Origin of the sequence: Bradyrhizobium sp. USDA 223 (assembly GCF_044909005.1) — a bacterium.
Taxonomy (GTDB): Bacteria; Pseudomonadota; Alphaproteobacteria; order Rhizobiales; family Xanthobacteraceae; genus Bradyrhizobium; species Bradyrhizobium yuanmingense.
Genome location: NZ_JBIYDR010000001.1, coordinates 1,603,390 through 1,622,893, shown reverse-complemented (window position 1 = coordinate 1,622,893; position 19,504 = coordinate 1,603,390). Strand labels below are relative to the sequence as shown.

Sequence of the window (19,504 nt, the reverse complement as noted above, 5' to 3'; positions counted from 1 at the left end):
TGCATTCTGACCCTGGGGTAGCGACGCGCGGCCGACGGCGGCGAGATGCTGCGCGAGCCCTTGGTCAAGCAGGTCTTGAGCGGGCAACGACGAACGCTGCGTCAGCCAGCGCGAAGCCGCTCGCGCAGCGCGACGGCGGCGATCAGCATGCCGACGCACCAGGCCACCACCGCGCGGTGCGGCTCCTCGCCGAGCAGCACCGTGAACAGGCTCGTCAGAAGGCACGGGACGATGGCCTTGGAAGTCCGGCTCATCAGCGCGAGCAGGAACGGCATCGCCGCGATCGAGATTTGCAGAACGTCCATTTCGAACGCCGGCCTCGCCGCAAGGCTTCAGAAGCCGAAGAAGTTGGACACGCGCCGCCGTTTGCCGCGCCGGCTTTCGACGATCCGCTCACCGCCGTTCTCAGCCGAGCTGCCGTAATAGCGGTGATGGCCGGCCTGGTCGTGCAAATCGGCCGGCTCCGACTGCCCTGCCCGCCGCGCGTCGCAGATGATCTTAATGGTATGACCCGACATTGCCGCCTCCAGCAAAGAACTTGTTGTTTATGGTCCATCAGTCGCGACCAGTTCCGGCGGCGTTCACATGGGCGAGGACGCAATCGGGTTTCAGGACGGTTTCGCCGCTTGCCGGCCACGCAATATTTTGCTTCGGAAGTGTCGGCACGGGCTGCCGTGCCACGTCCTCAGGACTTGCGCAGAAACAAAAGCAGAAAAGAACGAGGTGACGATGCTGTACGCCATCCTGGCCTATCACGTGGAAGACGAGGTCCTGTCCTGGACGCCGGAGCAGGACGCCGCGGTCGTCGCCAAGGTCATCGAGGTTCAGGCGCCGCTGCGGGCCAGCGGACAGTTTGGTCCGGCGGCCCGGCTGGATGAGACCCGGAAGGCCCGCACCTTGCGGGGTCCCGGCGCGGGAATGGTGCTGGACGGGCCGTTTGCCGAGACCAAGGAGCAGCTTCTCGGCTTCCACTTGATGCAATGCGCCACCGAGGAGGAGGCGATCGAAGCGGCGCGGAAGCTGCGCGCGGTCAATCCGACGGCGGTGTACGAGATCCGCCCGGTCAAGCTTTACGTGCCGGCCGATGGGTTCGGCGCGACGTAGAAGCGCTGGATCAGGAGCCCCCCAAAGGCAAAACACCAGACGTAGGGCGCGATATGCGGCGCAAACGCTGCAACGATGGTGCCCGGGATGAACACGGCGACCGGAAACAGCGAAGCCATGATCTCGCGGCTCCAGCCGCGCAGGATGGTCCACCACAGCAGGGCATTGAGGCCGCCGATCGTGGTCAGGTGCAGGCCGTAGAGCACCGCCACCGCGCTGCTCATGGCGTAGTTGGTGTAGAGCCCGTTGGTGACCGGCAGCAGCACGATCGAGAGCAGGAAGAACAGGTTGAGGACCACCATGCCGCGGCTGCCGACGGGCTGACGTGCCAGCCGGCGGTGATGGCTGATCCAGAACACCCCCGCGATGATGAAGCTGAGCGCGAAGCCGGCAAGCTTGCCGGAATACACTCGGGCCAGATCGTTCCAGTCGGGCGCGCCACTGAACACTGCCGCCTTCGGCAGATCGTAGGCCAGCAGCGTCATGGCGACGCCGAAAATGGTGTTGCTGAGCGACTCCAGCCGCCGCATCTCGAATTGTTCGGGCTTGAGCTCGGTCATCTCGCCATGGGATGCTGGAACCAAAGGGCTGTCTTCCCCTAAATCCTAATTCCAGTTCCGTCCAGCCGCATTGCGATTCGCGCCGGGATCGCCGAGTCTGATCCTTTCACCGGGGCGATTCGTGGCGACATATCTGGACACGCTCAATGCGGAGCAGCGCCGCGCCGTCGAGCATGGCGTGGCCGACGGCGCAATCGTGGGCGGCCCCCTGCTCGTCATCGCCGGTGCCGGCTCCGGCAAGACCAACACGCTCGCCCACCGCGTCGCGCATCTGATCGTCGCAGGCGCCGATCCCCGCCGCATCCTGCTGATGACGTTCTCCCGACGCGCGGCGGCGGAGATGGCCGGAAGGGTCGAGCGCATCGCGCGCAAGGTGCTGGGCGAGAATAACGCCGCAATTATGCGTGATGCGCTGACCTGGGCCGGCACCTTCCACGGCATCGGCGCGCGGCTGTTGCGCGAATATGCCGAGCGGATCGGCGTCGATCCCGCCTTCACCATCCATGACCGCGAGGATTCCGCCGACCTGATGAACCTGGTCCGGCACGAGCGCGGCCTATCGAAGACCGAGAGCCGCTTTCCGGCCAAGGGCACCTGCCTGTCGATCTATTCCCGCTGCGTCAATGCCGAGATGGAGATCGAGAAGGTGCTCGCCCAGCATTTTCCCTGGTGCGCGGGCTGGGCCGCCGAGCTGAAGGGTCTGTTCGCCGCCTATGTCGAGGCCAAGCAGGCCCAGCACGTGCTCGATTACGACGATTTACTGCTGTACTGGTCGCAGATGATGAGCGATGCGCTGATCGCCGAAGAAATCGGCGGCCGCTTCGACCACGTGCTGGTCGACGAATATCAGGACACCAACCGTCTGCAATCCTCGATCCTGCTGGCGCTTAAGCCCGACGGCCGCGGCCTCACCGTGGTCGGCGACGACGCGCAGTCGATCTATTCGTTTCGCGCCGCCACCGTGCGCAACATCCTGGACTTTCCGCAGAGCTTCTCGCCGCGCGCGGAGATGATCACGCTCGACCGCAATTACCGCTCGACGCAGGCGGTGCTGTCGGCGGCGAACGGCGTGATCGGCCTCGCCCGCGAGCGCTTCACCAAGAACCTCTGGACCGACCGCACCTCAGGTCAGAAGCCGCAGCTCGTCACCGTGCACGACGAGGCCGACCAGGCGCGCTACATCGTCGAGGCGGTGCTGGCGAACCGCGAGCAAGGCGCGCTGCTCAAGCACCAGGCGGTGCTGTTCCGCACCTCCTCGCATTCGGGTCCGCTGGAGATCGAGCTGACCCGCCGCAACATCCCCTTCCTCAAGTTCGGCGGCCTGAAGTTCCTGGATGCCGCGCATGTCAAGGACGTGCTGGCCGTGTTGCGCTTCGCCGAGAATCCGCGCGACCGCGTCGCCGGCTTTCGCATCCTGCACCTGCTGCCCGGCATCGGGCCTGCGACCGCACAGCGCGTGCTGGACCAGATGGCGGAGAGCACCGATCCGCTCGCCGCGCTCGGCCGGCTGCCGGGTCCGGCGCGCACCGGCGAGGACTGGACCGACTTCGTCCGTACGGTCGAAAACTTGCGCTATTCGGAATGGCCCGTCGATCTCGAACGGGTGCGGCTCTGGTATGAGCCGCATCTGGATCGCATGCACGAGGATGCCGAGACGCGCCGCGCCGATCTGATGCAGCTCGAGCAGATCGCGAGCGGCTATGCCTCGCGCGAGAAATTTTTGACCGAGCTCACGCTCGATCCGCCGGATGCGACCAGCGACAAATCAGGTCCACCCTTGCGCGACGAGGATTACCTGATCCTCTCCACCATCCACTCCGCCAAGGGCCAGGAGTGGAAATCGGTGTTCGTGCTCAACGTCGTCGACGGCTGCATGCCGTCCGATCTCGGCGCCGGGACCAGCGCCGAGCTCGAGGAGGAGCGCCGCCTGCTCTATGTCGCGATGACCCGCGCCAAGGACGATCTCCACCTCGTCGTGCCGCAGCGCTTCTTCGTCCACGGCCAGGCCGCCAGGGGCGACCGCCACGTCTACGCCTCGCGCACCCGCTTCATCCCGGAGCAATTGGTCTACCTGTTCGAGCGCACCGCCTGGCCGAAGGCAGCAAGCGGCGCCGCACGCAGCGCGGCGCAGGGGCCGAAGATCGACATCGGGGCGCGAATGCGGGGGATGTGGCGGTAGACGCAAGAGGCTGGTCGCGGCACCTGTCAGGATGACTGGGACAGCAGAGGTCCGACATGAAAGCCGTTGTCGTCGAGCAATACGCCCCCATCGATCAGATCGATCTGAAGGATGTTCCATCTCCGCGCGCGGAGCCCGGGCAGTTGCGCATCAAGATCGAGGCAGCAGGCATCGGCTTCGTCGACGGGCTGAAGATCGAGGGACGCTACCAGACCAAGGACCCCCTGCCCTTCATTCCCGGCACGGAGTTCGCAGGCGTGGTGACGGACGCGCCCGGCGCACCGGGCGGTTACCAACCCGGCATGCGCGTGATGGGCATGACACGATCGGGCGCGCTGGCCGAAGAGATCGTCGTTAGGCCTGAAGCGGTCCATCCCCTGCCGGACGGCGTCGCAGCCGAGGTCGCCGCCTCGTTTCGCGCCAATTACCTGACGGCCCTTTATGCGCTGGGCGCGCGCGCTTCGCTGGCCGCAGGCGAGCAGCTTCTCGTGCTGGGTGCCGCCGGCGGCACTGGGATTGCGGCCGTTCAGATCGGAAAGCTGCTCGGCGCTCGCGTCATCGCGGCTGCATCAACACCGGAGAAGCGCGAGTTTGCGCAGGCGCATGGCGCCGATGCGGTGATCGACTATACGCAGGCCGGCTGGCGCGACACGCTCAAGGAGTTAACGGCAGGACATGGCGCGGACGTGATCTTCGATCCCGTTGGCGGCGAAATCTCGGTGCAGGCATTTCGATCCATCGCCTGGCGCGGACGCCATCTCGTGGTCGGCTTTGCCGCCGGCGCTATTCCCGCGCTGCCGTTCAATCTGCCGCTTCTGAAAGGCGGCGCTCTGCTCGGTGTCGATCTCGCGCAGATTCCCGTGCGCGAGCCCGACGTGCAGAAGCGCCTGATGTCGGAGCTGACGGGCTGGCTCGCCGACGGCAAGCTGAAGCCGGTGGTCGGCCAGATCTTCGCGCTGGCGGATTTTCGCGAGGCGTTCAAGACGATGCAGGCGCGCGCTGCGCTCGGCAAGATGGTGGTGCGGATCGCGCGGTAGCATTCACAAACGGAAACCGAGCATTTCCGAAAGCCACCTTGTGGGCTGGCCGTCGTCCATTAAGTCTCATCGTTCCTCCCACAGAGACCTGATCGATGACCGCACCGCTCGAATTCGGACTGGATACCTTTGGCGACGTCACCAAGGACACCTCAGGCGACATGATTCCGCATGCGCAGGTGATCCGCAACGTCGTCGACGAAGCGGTGCTGGCGGACGAGCTCGGTCTCGATTTCATCGGTCTCGGCGAGCATCACCGCGCCGATTTCGCGATCTCCTCGCCGGAGACCGTGCTGGCCGCGATCGCATCGCGCACCAAGCGCATCCATCTCGGCTCGGCCGTGACGGTGCTGTCTTCGGACGATCCCATCCGCGTATTCCAGCGCTTTGCCACGCTGGATGCGCTTTCCAACGGCCGCGCCGAGGTGATCCTCGGCCGCGGCTCGTTCACCGAATCCTTCCCGCTGTTCGGCTTCGACCTGCGCAAATATGAAGAGCTGTTCGAGGAGAAGCTCGATCTGTTCGCCGCGCTCTTGTCGCAGCAGCCGGTCACCTGGCAAGGCAAGCTGCGTCCGCCGCTGAAAGATCAACTGGTCTATCCGCCGGTCGAAAACGGCAAGCTGAAAACCTGGATCGGCGTCGGCGGCAGTCCGCAATCGGTGGTGCGCGCCGCGCATTACGATCTGCCCTTGATGCTGGCGATCATCGGCGGCGATCCCGCGCGCTTTGCGCCCTATGTCGAGCTCTATCACCGCGCGTTCAAGGAGTTCGGCCACCCGGCCCGGCCGATCGGCGTGCATTCGCCGGGCTACGTCGCCGAGACCGACGCGCAGGCGCGCGAGGAGCTCTGGCCCGACTACAAGGCGATGCGCGACCGCATCGGCAAGGAGCGCGGCTGGCCCCCGATGGGACGCGACGAGTTCGTCCATGAGGCCGAGCACGGCTCGCTCTATGTCGGCGCGCCGGAAACGGTGGCGCGCAAGATCGCGAAGACCGCAAAGGCGCTCGGGCTTTCGCGGTTTCAGTTGAAGTATTCGGCGGGGCCATTGCCGCACGAGAAGCTGATGCGGAGCATCGAGCTTTACGGACGGAAGGTGGTGCCGATGGTGCGGGAGATGATGGGGTAGCGTGCATGAGATAGTCTCAGTCCGCCTACGCCCTGCGGGCTACGGCGTGACAGCCTTCGCTCACTTCGCGCCACGAGCACTTGTGCTGGCTTGCCGAGCCGTAGCTCGCAAAGCGAGCGAAGGCTGGTGGGGGAGGCAGGACTCGAACCTGCGAAGCCATGAGGCGGCTGATTTACAGTCAGCTCCCTTTGCCACTCGGGACACTCCCCCGCTCGACGGCAGCACAATCGGGCCGGACCTTGCCGGCGGACCGAAGACGGCCATGGAACGTGAAGGCCGCGGCAACCCGTATCGGGGCGCGACCGGGCGCGTTTATGGGCGAAGCGGTGGGGCAAAGTCAACCGAGGCAAGCAGCTAAAATCGCCCTCGAAGCCACTCAAATTGCCATATTGGGGCCCCCGTGACACAAGCGAGCCCATGAAGGACAAAAAATTCGCCCCGAGGGGCCCCCGCAGGGGGGCTAAGCCCTTCAACAAACCAGGGAAATCGACCGGCCGGCCGGCTTGGCGCGAACGCGATTCGCACCCCGACGGGCCCGTCATTCTCTATGGCTGGCACACCGTCACCATGGCCCTCGCCAACCCGCAGCGGCGGATCCGCAAGCTGACGCTAACCGAGAACGCCGCGCGGCGGCTGGCGGACGAAAACATCGCGACCCGCATCGCGCCCGAGATCGTCCGTCCCCAGGAGATCGACCGCCTGCTCTCGCCCGACGCCGTGCATCAGGGCCTGCTCGCCGAGGCCGATCCCCTGCCCTCGCCGGACATCGAGACGCTCAAGCAGGAAGGCATGGTGCTGGTGCTCGACCAGATCACCGATCCGCACAATGTCGGCGCCATTCTGCGCTCTGCAGCGGCCTTCGCGGTGAAGGCGATCGTGACCACCGCGCGTCACAGCCCCGAGGCGACGGGCGTGCTCGCCAAGGCCGCCTCTGGCGCGCTGGAGCTTGTGCCTGTCGTCACGGTGCAAAACCTCGCCCGCGCCTTAACGGCTTTGAACGAGCGCGGCTTCCAGACCGTCGGTCTCGACAGCGAAGGCACCGAGGATCTCTCGAACGTCACACTGCGCGAGCCGCTCGCGCTGGTGCTCGGCGCCGAAGGCAAAGGCTTGCGGCAATTGACCCGCGAGACCTGCAGCGTCGTGGCGCGGCTCGACATGCCCGGCGAGATCAAGAGCCTCAACGTCTCGAATGCGGCCGTACTCTCCCTCTATGTCGGCGCGAGCCGGCTGGGGCTGATGAAGCGCTAGCGCTTTGGGCACCCCGCATATCCGGACGATGCCATACTAGGCCTGTTTTGCCCGACGGATCAATTCGAAATCTCTGTTTTTCCGAAATCTAGAGCTCGAACAACGAGCTAATGAGCGATGCTCGCTCATCGCGGGCACATTGCGCTTCAAGTCCTTGATTTCACAGTTGCCGGCTACTGTGCATGGGGTTGTTTTGAAGAAAAGCAAAACGCCCGTCCGCATCACGCGAACGGGCGTCTCTTCACGTAACGGATCAGAGATCAGTAGTAGCGGCGCAGCACGCGGTGACCGCCGTAATAGTACGGCGCGGCGCGGCGGGCGTAGCCGTAGCGGGGGCCGTAGTGCACGCGCGGCAGATAGCCGTAGCGCGGGCCGTAGCCGTAGCGATAGGGACGGAAGTACGGGCGGCGATAGGGATAAGCGGCCGGCGGCGCGACCGCAGCGGCACGATAGCCATAGCCATAGCCATAGCCGTAATTGGCAGGCGCGACGACCGCGTCCTCGCGATAGGTCGGATACGGCGCGAAGGCGCCCGGACCGGTATAGGTCGGACCCTGGTTGACGTAGTAATACTGCGTGGTCGGCTCGGCGAGACGCTCATAGGCACCGTAGCCGTAGCCGTAGCCGTAGCCGTAACCATATCCGCCGCATCCGGTGTTGCAGCCGGTATAGACCGGCGCCACCGGCGCGCATGTGGTGAAGCCGCAGGCCGCGGCAGGCGCGGTGGCGGCGAACATCACGGCAGTTGCCGCGACCAGTCCCGAAATCATCTGACGCATTACTCTCTCCTGTTGATTTCCGTTTTTGGTTTTCACGTTTCTCAACCCGGCGGCCTGCCGGGTATCTCTGTGCGCGGCCGCGGCCGAGGCGGCCGAGGACGGTCGTTGATCTCGGGCGCGTAGATCACCGGCGGCGGATCGACGGGCGGATCCATCTGCGCCGGCAGCGGCGCGGACGAGGCGCCCCAGCTCTGGTGGTAGCTCTCGGCGGGCTTGGGCAATTTGCGGTTCGCCGGCGGCTCGACCTCGAGCCGGCCGTAGCCCGGCCGCAGGCCCAGCGTCGGATAATAATGGCCGACGTCGTCGGGCTGCCGCTCGGCGATATAGCGTCCGCCATAGATCGTGGGCTGCACCTGCTGGCCCTTGCCGAGGCCCCAGGTGCCCTCGACGACGGCATAGGACGCATCGATGTTGTTGATGATTACAGGCACGCCGGGACGGCCAGGAACGACGATCTCGAAACCGCCGGCCAACGCCGTCGCAGGCAGTCCGATCAGAAAGGCGGCGAGCGCCACGGCACGCATGAGGAGACCCCGGTTATCCGGGCGCAACCTAACCGATCGCGACGCAGAGAGAGTTAAGGCCTGCTCACCAAATTCCGGTAAGCCTAACGTGCAAGGATTGCGCGCCGCTCAAATGCTGCACGGCGAGCTAGCGAAGCGTTAACGGCGCGGAACCGCGCGACTGGAACAACGCATCTGCTCACATCGGTTTGACGGCTCGCATCCGAAAAATCCCAAGGTTGCATCGGAACGTCCTGCGCCGTCAGCGTTTAGCTCCTGTCCACAAAATGGGAGCGAACAACCATGACCATCAAGCTTCTCGGGGCCACGGCGATCGCAGCGACCATGCTGGCAGGCTCTGCCATGGCGCAGACCGTCGTCACCAATCAGGGCCGCTGCTCGGCGCAATTCCCAAACGCCAATTGCCAGACCTTCGGACCGGGACAGGCCACCACAGAGAGCGGTTATCGCCATCGCCGCGCGGCCTATCGCCAGACCAACCGCGACTGGAATAACGACTGGAACAGGAGCCCCACCGGCTTCTGGCCAACCGACGTTGCGGCGGGCGCCGTCGGGACGGCGGCCGGCGTCGCGGGCGCCGCGATCGGCACCGCCGGCGCGATTGCCACCGCACCATTCCGCGGCTGGGACAATTCCTACGCCTACGACAATTCGTGGGACCGCGGCTGGGACAATCGTAACTGGGACAGGCGCACCTATGCCCAGCGCAACGGCTTCGTCTGTACGCCCGGCACCTGGTTCAAGGGCGCGGACGGCCGCCGGCAGCTCTGCCAGTAAGCCGGCTTGAGCCGAACGCAACACATCGGGCGGCCCGCGCGGCCGCCCGATTCACGTGCTGCGACGGCGACCTCCCGGTTCTGGCACTTTCCGATCAAGTCTGGTATTGCGGCGCGCACGGGTGGACGGCCCCGGCGCGAGCCGAGCTCTGCCCCTGCCTCTTGAGGCATCGCCGGCTTAGCTCAGCGGTAGAGCAGCGGTTTTGTAAACCGAAGGTCGGGGGTTCAATCCCCTCAGCCGGCACCAGCTTCTGACGCGCAACTGTTCTCCGGCAATCCATCCGTCCGCCAGAGGCCGAGGCTCTTGTCGCGCCAGCCGCCATTGCCCTCCTCGCAACGCTCGTTGATCAGCGCCTGCGGTGCCGGCCAGTGAAACGGTGCCTTCTCCATGTTGAGCGCGCGCCAGTCGCCATCCTCGCAATCGTGATTGTCTTGCCACTCCGGAAAGGTCGTGACGAGCAGGAAGCGCGCGCCGCTCATCCGAAATTGCGCGAGCGCGCGATAGATGTTCGCAAAGCTCAGATGCACCAGGCAATCCCGGCAGAGAATGACGTCGGCGTGCGGCAGCGCATCGCGCGTGATGTCGGCAACGAGAAACCGACCGGACAAACCGTCGGCTGCGACACGCCGGCGGTTTGCCTCGATCAGCGACGGTACGATGTCGATGCCGGTGTAATCGATATCGAGCTTGAGCCGGCCGATCCAACCTGCATCGCCACAGGGCGCATCGAGCAGCGAGCGCGCGCCGAGCCGTTGCAGCAATGCAGGCAGCGCCTCCTGGATCGCGGCTGTGGCGACATCCTCCGAGCCGAGGCCGGACACCGAAGTGGCCGCGCCCCAGAGGTTGGTCCGCTCGATCCGCGCGAACCGCGCGGCGAGATCGAGCCCTGAGAAATTGTCACGGTCGGCAAGGAAGCGTTCGTGCGCAAGCACGGGGGGACGATCGGCGGTCATTGGGCGAGCCTTTTGCAGCGCGGGTACACTATACAATCCGGCCGAACTGTTCCAAATTGGCAGCGAACCTACGCACGTCATTCGTCTCGTCGAGACCATGCGCTCCACCACGCCCAAAGAGCAGGCCAAGATCGTCGCCGGCGCGGTGACGGCCGTCGTCACGACGGCCATGCTGTTCGTGCTTGCGCTCGGCCTTGTGCTGTCGCACTAGGCGCGATCTAAAGCCCCCGTTTTCGCATCGAGAAACGCCGGCCCGGAACCGGCTCCCGCGTCAGCCGTTGTCGGCGCATGCGGATCCAGGAAGAAAATCGAAACATGATTCTGCTGGCGACGGTGACGCTGTGCTGTAGCGCCGTGGCTGGGACGTTGGCGCTGTTCGAGCCGGCGCCGGGGCGGGCGCCCGATAAGCTGGTCGCCGATCGAGCCGTGATCGACCCCACTCCGCGCACGCCAGCTCAGATCCCGGTTCGGGTGGTCGGCGCGCCGTTCGAGCCCAACGTCAAGCCACGCGAGCGATAGCGCTCACCTCGGCGAGGCCTTGGCGCCCTCCTCGGGCCGGCCGTGGACACGCGCCAATTCCTCGACAAACGCGATCACCTCCGCCCGCTTGCCGGGCGGCAGCGTCAGGAACGCGCGGATGAGCCTCAGGCCCTCCGCCTCGTTCGGTCTTTCTTTCGATGCATCCATCTGCCCAGTTTCGGACTACCGGGAAAAATATGCAACCCTTGCAAACAGCCTTGATTCGAAGCAGCCGCTTTGCTGGAATACGCGCGGCTGAGGTGGATCATGAAATGGATCAGAGAGCGCGACGCACTGATCGCGCAGACACTGGCCTTCGTCCAATCGGTGACCGGCAGGAAGGATGACGTCCTTCAGCCGGAGGCGCCCGCATCTGGCCCGGCCGTCGCGATGGAGATCGCCACCGTGGAGGCGGTCACCGTCGAGATCGAACCGCCGCAAGCCCCCCTTCCGCCGCGGCCCGCGCCTCTGCCGCCGCGGACGAGCGGCGATTTCCGCGCCGAGATGCAGGCCCGCATCGCCAATTTCCGCAAGCACCAGGAGCGCTTCGAGCGCGAACGTGAGGAATATTGTGCGGCGACCCTGACCAAATTGCGTGCCGCCATCCGCGACGCTTCAGGTCCACCGGCCGAAAAATAAGGCTGGGCCACGGGCCTACAGCCAGGACCCTACAACCACGACCAGACCAGCCAGAGATTGGCCGCGCAGGCGCCGAACAGCGCCAGCGTGAGCGGCAGGAGCATGTGCCCGCAGGATGTGTTCAGGTCGCTCGTCATGGCGGAAAACATCCGCTGATTCCGGCCGAAGAGTCCCAGAGATTCTTTTTTCCGGGATTCAGGACTCGTTAAGGACTCAAGGGCCGTCCCCGACGATCACGGGCGCGTGATCGGGCGGGTGGCCGGAACCCCTCCCCCCGTAAGCTCGTTAACGGGCATTCCTGGAGTCGGGATGCATGCCCTACGCCCTCTTCTGCAATGACGCCCAAATCAGCAAGGCCTATCCGAGCGAGGCCGACGTCTGGAAGCTCGCCGAGCGGAGTGGTCTCGTGGTGGACGTCACGGCGGACGACGAGCGGCCGGGACCGCGCCGGGTGCTCGACAATGATTACAAGATCGAGCCGTGCCAGGCGGCCCAAGGCGAGGACCCCGCCAAGAACAAGGCGGAGGCCGATCGGCAGTCCAGAATGGAGCTCGAGCTGAATTCCTGAGCTCCGGCACGGAGCCGGAGCGAAAGCTCAGGGGGTGGCCGCCACAAGCGAGGCCTGCTCGCCCGGCATAGTCACGCAGGCCTTGCGGCGGTGCAGCCCGCGGATGGCGCCGGTGACCTTCATGACCTTGCCCGACGGACATGAAGCGTCCTTCACGAAGGCGACCTCGTAAGGTGCCAACATCAGAGGCTCGGATCTGAGGATTGTCTGTGCAGAGCACGGCAAGCAGCCGAAGCACGAGAGCACCACTGCCGACACCAAGATACGCATGTCCGTCGTCCCACCTGCCCGGTAATTGTCATATAACGCGTTCCGGAGCGCGAGTTCCGTAAACCGCAAAAATTATTTTTGCTTTACGCCAGCCCCATGACGCGCGTGAGAAGGCGCGCGCCAGCATCGTTTGCAAGCAAATGACGCGCCAGATGGTTCACGGAATGGAAAGACGGCGCCGGAGGCGGGAGGCCGGCAAACGAAAGGCCGGCGGAGCCGGCCTTTGTCAGGTCTTGGATGTTCAGGTCTTGATCTTCAGGTCTTGGGTCGGCGCTGACCGTCAGTACCGCGAGGCGGCCGGGCCGCCCCAGCCGAAGCGATAGTTCACCCCGGCCTTGACGGTATGCTCGTCCTCCCGGCCACGAACGCCGACGATGTCAGCTGGGCCGGAGGTGAAGGTGGTGCTGCCGAAATTGTAATATTGATACTCGGCCTTGGCCGACCAGTTCGGCGCGAACATGTATTCGAGGCCGGCGCCGACCGTATAGCCGTCCTTGTTGTTGCCGGTGGTGGTGAAGGCCTGCGGCACCCCGGCGATGTTCACGCCAAGGCCGTTATTCCGCCAGGCATAACCGCCCTTGGCGTAAAGCAGCGTCGGTCCCCAGGTGTAACCGATGCGACCGGTCACCGACCCGATCTGGTCGGTGTTGGATGTCACCTGCGTGCCCAGCGGGAAGATGGCGCCATTGTTGTTGGTCGGCAGCCAGGAATACTGGGCCTCGATACCCACCACCCAGTTGGGCGCGAACTGGTAGTCGAAGCCGCCCTGCACGCCGCCCAGGAAACGCGCGTCGCTCGACTGGAAGCTGTTGTCGCCGGCAAACGCGCCGCCGAGATGGCCGCCGATATAGAAACCGGTCCAGTTATAGATCACCTGCGGCGGCGTGACCGGAGCCTTGGTGTAGGCGCGCGGCTGCATGTCGGCCGCTGCGGCCGGCGCAACCAGCGCCAGCAGAGCTGCTGCACCCAGCAAGATCGACTTCATGATCATCCCCGTTCTTTCATTTACGACACTCGGGAAACAACGTGGCGTGAATTGGGTTGCTTCGCGGCAATGCCGGAACGTTGATCGTTCGTGACTGTGACGGCGTGGCAACAACACGAATTTGTTCCGTCAATTCGGCTGCGCAAGGCCGCCGCCACGATTTGTCGCAAGTCGAAACCACCCCGTTCAAAGCTCGCCGAAATGTGATCCCGCGGCTCCGGCTCCTTCTGTCTAACACCGGGCGATGAAGGCTGCCTTTGCGCTACCGCGTCATCTTTTCCAGTTCCGGAAACGGTGCGTAAACCGCACCGGCGCAGAGATCGCTGGTCTGGTCGACCACGCGGTCCGCCCGGCCGTTGACGAAGATCACGGCCCGTTCGCGCATGCCCTTGTAGCTCCCATCCGTCTCGCGCGGGGTGAAGTGCAGGCAGCTCACATAGAACTGCCGGCCGCCGACCTCGCGCTGCACCGGCTCGGCCATGGCGGCATTGCGCACGCCGACCGGATTGTTGAGATAGGCCCGCATCAACGCCACCGTGTCGCTCCGGAAATTGTCGGGAAACGGCTGCGGCCCGCCGGCCTGGGTCCCGCCCATGAAAGTCGGACGGTCACTGTCGCTGCCGAAACACGCCGCAAGCACCAGCGGCAACGCCAGGATCACCGCACATCTCGCCAATCGCCCCACAGGCCCCGCTCTCCGCTCGAACAGATCAGGAGACGTTCTAGCCCCAAGCCTGGATGAAGGGAATTCGCTTGCAGCGGCTTAAAACAGCGCACCGGCCAGCCGCCGACATCTCGGGCTTCCGCCCGAGGTGTGGCAACGGGCCAGGCCTGACGTCCGCGCGCGGCGGCGGGCAATGCCAGGGATGCCGCCGCGCGCGATCAGTCGTCAGTTGCGCTTGTCAGACGTCGCGGGCTTGGTCACATCCGGCTGCGCCTTCTGCGACTCCTTGGCCGTGACCTGCTTGTCGTGATGGCGATGCTTGCTCACGCTCTTGTGCTGGTCGGTGGTGACCGCGGCATTGGCGTCCATTGCCTTCGACTTGCCATCCACCTTGGCGTCCGTCTTGACATCGGAAGCCTTCGCGTCCGTCGTCTTCACGTCCGTCTTGGCGTCCGTCTTGGCGTCGGTCTTGGCGTCGGCCTTGACGCCGGCTTCCGGTTTTGCGGCAGTGGTCGCCGCCTTGGTCTGGCTCTGGTCGGCCTTGATCACCGGCGCGGCTGTGGTGGTCTTGCCGGCCTCGGCGGCGAACGCCGGGGCTGCGATCACGGAGGTTGCGAGCAAGGCTGCAGAAATGGTCTTCAACATGGTGGTCTCCTCTTGGAAGATCATCCAGGCGGCGCCCTCTCGCCCGCCCATCGATCGTGGGGAGGAGCCTAGGCGCGGGGCACTGAACCCAGTCTGAAGCCCTCAGCGGGCTTCCGTTCATCTCGATGACACGTTTGTCATCCACGGCCGGGCGAATAGATCGTGCGACGCGGGAATGTTTTTGCCCGAGAGGTGTTCCGGTCTTCGGGCAATCGTGTAGGATCGCCACGTTCCATACCGGAGAACTTAGATGCGCAAACTCTCAATGCTCGTTGTGCCGGGACTCGTCGCCGTGACGCTGGCGGCCGCGCCGGTGCTGTCAAGCGCGTACGCCGCGGGCGGCGACGACCCTTCGTCGCCGCCGAAATCGGACACCTCGACCAAGAAGGGCAAGAAGAAGAGCTCTTCCGTCAGCGACCCCAAGTTCCTCGCGGCCTACCGCACCGCCTATGCCGCGATCTACGACAAGCACGATTACAGGGGCGCGATCGACCAGCTGAAATCGCTCAAGCGCAACGACGTCGCCGACGTCGCCAACCTGATCGGCTACTCCTATCGCAAGCTCGGCGACTACCAGTCGTCGAAGGCCTATTATGAGCTGGCGCTGAAGGACGATCCGAACCACGTCCGCACCTGGCAATATTACGGCCTCTGGCAGCTCGAGCAGGGCAACCGCGAGCAGGCGCAATACCACCTCGACAAGATCGCCTCGCTCGCCGGCACCGGCAGCTCGGAATATCGCTCGCTGGCCGAAGCGCTCGACAAGCCGACCGGCGCGACGCTCGTCTACTGAAGGCACCTACTGAAGGCATCGCATCTTCGAACGACGCGAACGGGCACAACCTTTCAGGTTGTGCCCGTTCTGCTTTCTCGGCTAGCCTTTCGCACCGACCTCCCTCGCAAACCGGTAGCGCAATGGACACGTGGCTGCGATCCGCGATCGACTACATCGGCTCCTGGATCGAATACCAGCTGACGACGATCCAGCAGCCGGGCGTCATCGTGGCTTTCGCTCATCGCGGCGAGGTCGTCGCCGAGCATGCGTTCGGCCTCGCCAATCTCGACACCGGCGAGAAGCTCACCCCGCGCCATCGCTTCCGCATCGCCTCGCACTCCAAGAGCTTCACCTCGGCCGGCATCATGAAGCTGCGCGAGCAGGGCAAGCTCCGGCTCGACGACCATGTCGGCCGATATGTCGGCGGCCTCGATCCGCGCGTCGCCGAGACGACCATCGCGCAAGTGCTGTCGCACAGCGCGGGGCTGACGCGCGACGGCGCCGATTCCGGCCAGTTCATCGACAGCCGCCCCTATCTCGATGCCAAGGAGCTGCTTGAAGAATTGAAGCTGCCGACCGCGATCGACCCCGGCACACGCTTCAAATATTCCAATCACGGCTTTGGCCTGCTCGGCCTCGTGATCGAGGCTGTTGCGAAGGAGCCCTACTCCGTCTGGATCAAGCGCGAGATCATTGCGCCGGCCGGCCTGCGCGAGACCGAGCCGGACGCACCGCTTCCCAAGGGCGCAGCCTTCGCGCGCGGCCACACGCGAAGAGTGCCGTTTGGCGAGCGCTGCGTGATCCCCGGCGACAATCCCGCTCATGCGATGGCATCTGCCGCAGGCTTCGTCGCCACCTCCGCCGACACCGCCCGCTTCTTCGCGCAGCTGGCGCCCAACGCGAAGAAGAGCGTGCTGTCGGTCGCGAGCCGCCGTGAGATGACACGAAATCATTGGCGCATCCCGCAGAGCGTCGAGACCTATTACGGCTTGGGGGTCAATGCCGGCAAGACCGACGGCTGGGACTGGTTCGGCCATGGCGGCGGTTTCCAGGGCTATATCTCGCGGACCTGCTCCATTCCCGCTTGCGAGCTTGCAATCAGCATCCTCAGCAACTCGATCGACGGCGCGGCGCCGTTCTGGATGGACGGCGCGATGCAGATCCTGCGCGTCTTCCAGACCCGCGGCGCCCCCGACCGGCGCGTGCGCGACTGGACCGGGCGCTGGTGGACGATCTGGGGCGCGACCGATCTGGTCCCCGCCGGCAACCGCGTGCTCGTCGCCAACCCGCAGTTCAACAACCCGTTCATGGATGCCGCCGAAATCGAAGTGACCGGCCGCGACACCGGCAAGCTCGCCTGGGCTGCCGGCTATTCCAGCCACGGCGAGCCGGTGCGCCGGATCCGTGACAAGCGCGGCAAGATCAGCGACATCTGGATTGCCGGCGCGAACGTGAAGCCAAAAAAAGTCGTCGCACGCGAGATCGCGCGCCGGTATCCGCCGCGCAAGCGCCGGCCTACTCCCGAATGAGCGCCTCGACCTCGCTTCGGAACGCCTGCCGCGATCCGTCGCGCGAATAGAACATGTGGCCGCCGGGATAGACCACGAACTTCACGCGCTGCGTCACGAAGGCCGGCAGTTGGTCGAGCACCCGCCTCGTTGCGAAATAGGGCGTGGCGAGATCGAACAGGCCGTGCGTGACCAGCACGTTCAGCTTCGCATCGGTGGCGAGGATCTGGCGCAGATCGGAGACCGATTGCGGCGGGTTGATGCCGCGGCCGAAATCCCATTGACCTTCGACGGCACCGTTCAGGACTTCATATGAGCCGCCGGGCCGCCAGTTAAGCTTGCGCGAGAGCACGTCGACCGCGGCGCTCGTCAGCGGTGCCTGGAGCGCATCGCCGGAGGGATCGCCGAAGCGCGAGCTGCTCGAATCCGGATAGGGATCGAAGCCGCGCACCGAGGCATCGTAGCGTCCGGTCACCTTGCCGTTCTTGCGGTCGAATTCGCGGCGGAATTCACCGACGTCGAAGCGGCCGGCGAGGCGGCGGCTCACCGCCTGGTCGATGCCGGTGAGTTCGGCGACCTTGTCGGCCAGACGCGTCGTTGCCTCCTTGTCCGCCTCGCCCCTGACGAGGTCGGTCAGGAATTCGCCGCGCGCGTAAGCCTCGACGTCGGCGAGGTCGGCGCGCTTGACTGAACGTTTGGCTTCGCGCGCCACTGCCACGTAGCTCGGCAGCGTCGCGACATATTGCAGGAGGCTCGTGCCGGTGAACTCGCGGAAATCCAAGAGCGGCGAGACCAGGATCAAGCCCCTGACGCCGACGCCGTGCTGGAGCTGCAACTGGCGCAAGACCTTGGGGCCGCGAATGCCGCCATAGCTTTCGCCGGCGACGTATTTCGGCGACGTCAGCCGCTCGTGCTTTTCGAGCCAGCGGCGGATCACGAGCGCGATCGAGTTGGCGTCACCATCGACGGAGTAGAACGATTTGCGGGCATCCTCGCCGCTCGCCACGAAGCGGCTGTAGCCGGTGCTGACGGGGTCGATGAAGACGAGATCGGTGAAGTCGAGCCAGGTCTCCGCGTTCGGCTTCACCTCGGGCGAGGCCGACGGCGACAGGGCCTCGCCATCGAGCGGCAACCGCCACGGCCCGGCCGCGCCGAACTGAAGCCAGGCGGAGGACGCACCGGGCCCGCCGTTGAACAGGAACGTCACCGGACGCGTGGCGCGCTCGGCACCGTCGAGCTGGTAGGACGTATAGGCGATGTCGGCCAACGGCTCGCCTTTGCCATCGAACACGCGGATCGACCCGGCGGTGGCCGTGAAGTTGAGGGTCCGGCCGGGCAGATCGAGCGTCTGCTTGGTGGTCGAATCCGGCGGCAGACGGTGCGGCTCGGCCGCGGACGACGACGTCTGCGGCGCGCCTTGCGCGCCACCGCCGCGGCCCCCCTTCTGTCCGGCCGGCGCGGCCGCCTCGGAGCGCGGCTGCGGTTCATCCGCATACGCAAAGCCAGCGAACGCGAAAGCCGACACCGCCAACACCAGGCCCGCGCGGCGGAGCGCCGGCAAAGTCGTGACCATGATCGTCCTCCGTGTCCGGCCGTGATCGCCGGGACTCAGAAAGGTAGCGCCAAATTGCGACGGTTTGGGGAATCATTGGCAGTGCGAACCCTGAAGCGGCCGGCCGGGTTCAAATTGCCCGGTTCTGTGCTTAAGTCCGGTTGGACCGTCCCCGTTAGCTTTGGTGGGCGGTCATCCTCGACAATACGGGCCTACCTCGTATAGACGAACCCGGCGGAACCTTCCTCGACCCAGCGGCCCTGCCGAGAAGCCATGACCAAGCCTGCGCGATACGACCGGATCGCCTTCGTCGCCAGCCCGAGCAACGAGGCGCAAGCCGCCTTTGGCCAGCTGACCAGGGACTATGGCAATTGCGATCCCGATGAGGCCGACGTGGTCGTCGCACTCGGCGGCGATGGGCTGATGCTGCAGACGCTGCACCACCATATGCGCACGGGAAAGCCGATCTACGGCATGCACCGCGGCACGGTCGGCTTCCTGATGAACGAGTACTCGACGCATGATCTGCGCCAACGGCTCGAGACGGCGCATGAATCCGAGATCAATCCGCTCCTGATGCGCGCGACCGACGTCAACGACCGCGTTCACCTGCACCACGCCATCAACGAGGTCTACCTGTTCCGCCAGACCTCCCAGGCGGCGCGCTTGCGGATCCTGATCGACGAGCGCGAACGCATGCCGGAGCTGATCGCCGATGGCATTATCGTCGCGACGCCGGCAGGTTCGACGGCCTATAACCTCTCCGCCCAAGGACCCATCCTCCCAATCAACGCCGCCCTGCTGGCATTGACGCCAATCAGCGCCTTCCGGCCGCGGCGCTGGCGCGGCGCCCTCCTGCCCAATACCGCCTATGTCGTCATCGAGGTGCTGGAAGACGACAAGCGCCCCGTCGCCGCGGTCGCCGACCACGAGGAGGTGCGCAGGGTCCGGCGCGTCGAGGTGCTTTCGGACAAGAGCATCTCGATGCGGATGCTGTTCGATCCCGGCCACAGCCTGGAAGAGCGTATCTTGCGGGAGCAGTTCGGCTACTGAGCGTCCTGCCGCCCCACCCCTGGCCGCAACCCTTCGTT

General features: G+C 65.3%; 24 protein-coding genes and 2 tRNA genes. 13 read left to right on the top strand and 13 right to left on the bottom strand.

The genetic code is table 11. The features are described 5' to 3' along the window. Positions 1-101: 101 nt before the first annotated feature. Together ABIA40_RS07255 and ABIA40_RS07250 are read right to left on the bottom strand one after the other, a co-directional pair. On the bottom strand, positions 102-305 hold the full coding sequence (locus ABIA40_RS07255) for a hypothetical protein (protein ID WP_157280596.1): 204 nt from the start codon (positions 303-305) through the stop codon (positions 102-104). Between the two features lie 27 nt (positions 306-332). Next, positions 333-518 (bottom strand): hypothetical protein, encoded by a 186-nt coding sequence (locus tag ABIA40_RS07250; RefSeq protein ID WP_404540237.1) that lies wholly within the window; start codon positions 516-518, stop codon positions 333-335. A 211-nt stretch (positions 519-729) separates the two neighbouring features. Between ABIA40_RS07250 and ABIA40_RS07245 the strand changes: the two genes are divergently transcribed. Further along, positions 730-1,104 (top strand): YciI family protein, encoded by a 375-nt coding sequence (locus ABIA40_RS07245; RefSeq protein WP_036027698.1) that lies wholly within the window; start codon positions 730-732, stop codon positions 1,102-1,104. On the opposite strand, the gene ABIA40_RS07240 is transcribed toward ABIA40_RS07245, so the two are convergent. Further along, the gene (locus ABIA40_RS07240) at positions 1,071-1,664 is read right to left on the bottom strand and encodes a TMEM175 family protein (protein WP_225139854.1); all 594 of its coding nucleotides are present in this window, start codon (positions 1,662-1,664) and stop codon (positions 1,071-1,073) included. The genes ABIA40_RS07245 and ABIA40_RS07240 overlap by 34 nt on opposite strands. Before the next feature lie 121 nt (positions 1,665-1,785). Between ABIA40_RS07240 and ABIA40_RS07235 the strand changes: the two genes are divergently transcribed. The 3 genes from ABIA40_RS07235 (at position 1,786) to ABIA40_RS07225 (ending at position 6,007) form a co-directional block, all read left to right on the top strand. Beyond that, positions 1,786-3,843, top strand: a complete 2,058-nt coding sequence (locus ABIA40_RS07235; RefSeq protein WP_404540235.1) for an ATP-dependent helicase — start codon at positions 1,786-1,788, stop codon at positions 3,841-3,843. Positions 3,844-3,899: 56 nt separating this feature from the next. Then, a complete protein-coding gene (locus tag ABIA40_RS07230; protein ID WP_404540232.1) occupies positions 3,900-4,880 on the top strand; it encodes an NADPH:quinone oxidoreductase family protein in 981 nt (326 codons plus the stop codon). Between the two features lie 95 nt (positions 4,881-4,975). Continuing rightward, the gene (locus ABIA40_RS07225; RefSeq protein ID WP_404540229.1) at positions 4,976-6,007 is read left to right on the top strand and encodes an LLM class flavin-dependent oxidoreductase; all 1,032 of its coding nucleotides are present in this window, start codon (positions 4,976-4,978) and stop codon (positions 6,005-6,007) included. A gap of 124 nt (positions 6,008-6,131) precedes the next feature. Here ABIA40_RS07225 and ABIA40_RS07220 read toward each other — a convergent pair. Further along, a tRNA-Tyr gene (locus ABIA40_RS07220) sits at positions 6,132-6,217 on the bottom strand. A gap of 207 nt (positions 6,218-6,424) precedes the next feature. Here ABIA40_RS07220 and rlmB point away from each other — a divergent pair. Then, complete coding sequence (gene rlmB / locus ABIA40_RS07215; RefSeq protein ID WP_036010853.1) at positions 6,425-7,255, top strand: 23S rRNA (guanosine(2251)-2'-O)-methyltransferase RlmB; 831 nt, start codon at positions 6,425-6,427, stop codon at positions 7,253-7,255. Positions 7,256-7,515: 260 nt separating this feature from the next. Here rlmB and ABIA40_RS07210 read toward each other — a convergent pair whose 3' ends face one another. Beyond that, a complete protein-coding gene (locus tag ABIA40_RS07210) occupies positions 7,516-8,034 on the bottom strand; it encodes a hypothetical protein (RefSeq protein WP_404540225.1) in 519 nt (172 codons plus the stop codon). Between the two features lie 41 nt (positions 8,035-8,075). Beyond that, positions 8,076-8,558, bottom strand: coding sequence for a hypothetical protein (locus tag ABIA40_RS07205; RefSeq protein WP_275498997.1), 483 nt, complete (start codon positions 8,556-8,558; stop codon positions 8,076-8,078). Between the two features lie 282 nt (positions 8,559-8,840). On the opposite strand from ABIA40_RS07205, the gene ABIA40_RS07200 reads away from it, so the two are divergent. Both ABIA40_RS07200 and ABIA40_RS07195 read left to right on the top strand, forming a co-directional pair. Next, the gene (locus ABIA40_RS07200; RefSeq protein ID WP_271544621.1) at positions 8,841-9,335 is read left to right on the top strand and encodes a hypothetical protein; all 495 of its coding nucleotides are present in this window, start codon (positions 8,841-8,843) and stop codon (positions 9,333-9,335) included. 171 nt (positions 9,336-9,506) lie between these two features. Beyond that, positions 9,507-9,581, top strand: a tRNA-Thr gene (locus ABIA40_RS07195). Here the strand turns inward: ABIA40_RS07195 and ABIA40_RS07190 are convergent. Further along, positions 9,569-10,288, bottom strand: coding sequence for a class I SAM-dependent methyltransferase (locus ABIA40_RS07190; RefSeq protein WP_404540221.1), 720 nt, complete (start codon positions 10,286-10,288; stop codon positions 9,569-9,571). The two genes, ABIA40_RS07195 and ABIA40_RS07190, sit on opposite strands and share 13 nt — an antisense overlap. A 315-nt stretch (positions 10,289-10,603) precedes the next feature. On the opposite strand from ABIA40_RS07190, the gene ABIA40_RS07185 reads away from it, so the two are divergent. Next, complete coding sequence (locus ABIA40_RS07185) at positions 10,604-10,807, top strand: hypothetical protein (RefSeq protein ID WP_157280605.1); 204 nt, start codon at positions 10,604-10,606, stop codon at positions 10,805-10,807. A 3-nt stretch (positions 10,808-10,810) separates the two neighbouring features. Here the strand turns inward: ABIA40_RS07185 and ABIA40_RS07180 are convergent, their stop codons facing one another. Continuing rightward, positions 10,811-10,975, bottom strand: coding sequence for a hypothetical protein (locus ABIA40_RS07180; protein WP_404540218.1), 165 nt, complete (start codon positions 10,973-10,975; stop codon positions 10,811-10,813). Between the two features lie 99 nt (positions 10,976-11,074). On the opposite strand from ABIA40_RS07180, the gene ABIA40_RS07175 reads away from it, so the two are divergent. Continuing rightward, on the top strand, positions 11,075-11,446 hold the full coding sequence (locus ABIA40_RS07175; RefSeq protein WP_404540215.1) for a hypothetical protein: 372 nt from the start codon (positions 11,075-11,077) through the stop codon (positions 11,444-11,446). Between the two features lie 313 nt (positions 11,447-11,759). Then, entirely contained in the window at positions 11,760-12,014 is a 255-nt protein-coding gene (locus ABIA40_RS07170; RefSeq protein ID WP_036027710.1) for a hypothetical protein, read from the top strand. 27 nt (positions 12,015-12,041) lie between these two features. Here ABIA40_RS07170 and ABIA40_RS07165 read toward each other — a convergent pair whose 3' ends face one another. The 4 genes from ABIA40_RS07165 to ABIA40_RS07150 all read right to left on the bottom strand — a co-directional run bounded on the left by ABIA40_RS07165 (position 12,042) and on the right by ABIA40_RS07150 (position 14,578). Then, complete coding sequence (locus ABIA40_RS07165; protein WP_157280607.1) at positions 12,042-12,284, bottom strand: DUF6719 family protein; 243 nt, start codon at positions 12,282-12,284, stop codon at positions 12,042-12,044. 280 nt (positions 12,285-12,564) lie between these two features. Continuing rightward, a complete protein-coding gene (locus ABIA40_RS07160) occupies positions 12,565-13,269 on the bottom strand; it encodes an outer membrane protein (protein WP_036010580.1) in 705 nt (234 codons plus the stop codon). A gap of 262 nt (positions 13,270-13,531) precedes the next feature. Next, complete coding sequence (locus tag ABIA40_RS07155) at positions 13,532-13,927, bottom strand: hypothetical protein (protein ID WP_271545094.1); 396 nt, start codon at positions 13,925-13,927, stop codon at positions 13,532-13,534. A 231-nt stretch (positions 13,928-14,158) separates the two neighbouring features. Then, on the bottom strand, positions 14,159-14,578 hold the full coding sequence (locus ABIA40_RS07150) for a His-rich protein BRANT (protein ID WP_404540211.1): 420 nt from the start codon (positions 14,576-14,578) through the stop codon (positions 14,159-14,161). Between the two features lie 250 nt (positions 14,579-14,828). On the opposite strand from ABIA40_RS07150, the gene ABIA40_RS07145 reads away from it, so the two are divergent. Together ABIA40_RS07145 and ABIA40_RS07140 are read left to right on the top strand one after the other, a co-directional pair. Further along, entirely contained in the window at positions 14,829-15,371 is a 543-nt protein-coding gene (locus ABIA40_RS07145; protein ID WP_157280611.1) for a lipopolysaccharide assembly protein LapB, read from the top strand. Positions 15,372-15,493: 122 nt separating this feature from the next. Next, the gene (locus ABIA40_RS07140) at positions 15,494-16,882 is read left to right on the top strand and encodes a serine hydrolase domain-containing protein (protein ID WP_404540207.1); all 1,389 of its coding nucleotides are present in this window, start codon (positions 15,494-15,496) and stop codon (positions 16,880-16,882) included. Here ABIA40_RS07140 and ABIA40_RS07135 read toward each other — a convergent pair. Further along, entirely contained in the window at positions 16,869-18,434 is a 1,566-nt protein-coding gene (locus ABIA40_RS07135; RefSeq protein WP_404540204.1) for a S10 family peptidase, read from the bottom strand. The genes ABIA40_RS07140 and ABIA40_RS07135 overlap by 14 nt on opposite strands. A 252-nt stretch (positions 18,435-18,686) precedes the next feature. Here ABIA40_RS07135 and ABIA40_RS07130 point away from each other — a divergent pair, with 252 nt between their 5' ends. Next, positions 18,687-19,466 (top strand): NAD kinase, encoded by a 780-nt coding sequence (locus ABIA40_RS07130; RefSeq protein ID WP_036010536.1) that lies wholly within the window; start codon positions 18,687-18,689, stop codon positions 19,464-19,466. The last annotated feature ends 38 nt before the right edge of the window (positions 19,467-19,504 follow it).

Excerpts from the sequence above, each read along its gene's own strand:
- ABIA40_RS07255 (WP_157280596.1), bottom strand. The coding sequence starts at position 305 with ATGGACGTTCTGCAAATCTCGATCGCGGCGATGCCGTTCCTGCTCGCG.
- ABIA40_RS07250 (WP_404540237.1), bottom strand. The coding sequence starts at position 518 with ATGTCGGGTCATACCATTAAGATCATCTGCGACGCGCGGCGGGCAGGG.
- ABIA40_RS07245 (WP_036027698.1), top strand. The coding sequence starts at position 730 with ATGCTGTACGCCATCCTGGCCTATCACGTGGAAGACGAGGTCCTGTCC.
- ABIA40_RS07240 (WP_225139854.1), bottom strand. The coding sequence starts at position 1,664 with ATGACCGAGCTCAAGCCCGAACAATTCGAGATGCGGCGGCTGGAGTCG.
- ABIA40_RS07230 (WP_404540232.1), top strand. The coding sequence starts at position 3,900 with ATGAAAGCCGTTGTCGTCGAGCAATACGCCCCCATCGATCAGATCGAT.
- ABIA40_RS07225 (WP_404540229.1), top strand. The coding sequence starts at position 4,976 with ATGACCGCACCGCTCGAATTCGGACTGGATACCTTTGGCGACGTCACC.
- rlmB (WP_036010853.1), top strand. The coding sequence starts at position 6,425 with ATGAAGGACAAAAAATTCGCCCCGAGGGGCCCCCGCAGGGGGGCTAAG.
- ABIA40_RS07210 (WP_404540225.1), bottom strand. The coding sequence starts at position 8,034 with ATGCGTCAGATGATTTCGGGACTGGTCGCGGCAACTGCCGTGATGTTC.
- ABIA40_RS07205 (WP_275498997.1), bottom strand. The coding sequence starts at position 8,558 with ATGCGTGCCGTGGCGCTCGCCGCCTTTCTGATCGGACTGCCTGCGACG.
- ABIA40_RS07200 (WP_271544621.1), top strand. The coding sequence starts at position 8,841 with ATGACCATCAAGCTTCTCGGGGCCACGGCGATCGCAGCGACCATGCTG.
- ABIA40_RS07190 (WP_404540221.1), bottom strand. The coding sequence starts at position 10,288 with ATGACCGCCGATCGTCCCCCCGTGCTTGCGCACGAACGCTTCCTTGCC.
- ABIA40_RS07185 (WP_157280605.1), top strand. The coding sequence starts at position 10,604 with ATGATTCTGCTGGCGACGGTGACGCTGTGCTGTAGCGCCGTGGCTGGG.
- ABIA40_RS07180 (WP_404540218.1), bottom strand. The coding sequence starts at position 10,975 with ATGGATGCATCGAAAGAAAGACCGAACGAGGCGGAGGGCCTGAGGCTC.
- ABIA40_RS07175 (WP_404540215.1), top strand. The coding sequence starts at position 11,075 with ATGAAATGGATCAGAGAGCGCGACGCACTGATCGCGCAGACACTGGCC.
- ABIA40_RS07170 (WP_036027710.1), top strand. The coding sequence starts at position 11,760 with ATGCCCTACGCCCTCTTCTGCAATGACGCCCAAATCAGCAAGGCCTAT.
- ABIA40_RS07165 (WP_157280607.1), bottom strand. The coding sequence starts at position 12,284 with ATGCGTATCTTGGTGTCGGCAGTGGTGCTCTCGTGCTTCGGCTGCTTG.
- ABIA40_RS07160 (WP_036010580.1), bottom strand. The coding sequence starts at position 13,269 with ATGAAGTCGATCTTGCTGGGTGCAGCAGCTCTGCTGGCGCTGGTTGCG.
- ABIA40_RS07150 (WP_404540211.1), bottom strand. The coding sequence starts at position 14,578 with ATGTTGAAGACCATTTCTGCAGCCTTGCTCGCAACCTCCGTGATCGCA.
- ABIA40_RS07145 (WP_157280611.1), top strand. The coding sequence starts at position 14,829 with ATGCGCAAACTCTCAATGCTCGTTGTGCCGGGACTCGTCGCCGTGACG.
- ABIA40_RS07140 (WP_404540207.1), top strand. The coding sequence starts at position 15,494 with ATGGACACGTGGCTGCGATCCGCGATCGACTACATCGGCTCCTGGATC.
- ABIA40_RS07135 (WP_404540204.1), bottom strand. The coding sequence starts at position 18,434 with ATGGTCACGACTTTGCCGGCGCTCCGCCGCGCGGGCCTGGTGTTGGCG.
- ABIA40_RS07130 (WP_036010536.1), top strand. The coding sequence starts at position 18,687 with ATGACCAAGCCTGCGCGATACGACCGGATCGCCTTCGTCGCCAGCCCG.